Source organism: Corynebacterium sp. HMSC05C01 (assembly GCF_001807155.1).
GTDB lineage: Bacteria > Actinomycetota > Actinomycetes > Mycobacteriales > Mycobacteriaceae > Corynebacterium > Corynebacterium coyleae.
Genome location: NZ_KV787961.1, coordinates 1 through 212, shown reverse-complemented (window position 1 = coordinate 212; position 212 = coordinate 1). Strand labels below are relative to the sequence as shown.

Here is a 212-nt window from a genome sequence, read left to right as displayed (position 1 = left end):
GGATGACGTCAAATCATCATGCCCCTTATGACCTGGGCTACACACGTGCTACAATGGGAAGTACAACGAGTTGCGAAGTCGCGAGGCTAAGCTAATCTCTTAAAGCTTCTCTCAGTTCGGATTGCAGGCTGCAACTCGCCTGCATGAAGCCGGAATCGCTAGTAATCGCGGATCAGCACGCCGCGGTGAATACGTTCCCGGGCCTTGTACAC

1 rRNA gene (running past one end of the window) is annotated in these 212 nt (G+C 53.3%); it reads left to right on the top strand.

Annotated features, from left to right (window positions below):
* Nucleotides 1-212 (top strand): 16S ribosomal RNA (locus HMPREF3145_RS07555); its annotated part reaches 309 nt to the left of the window's first position; the annotation flags it as partial.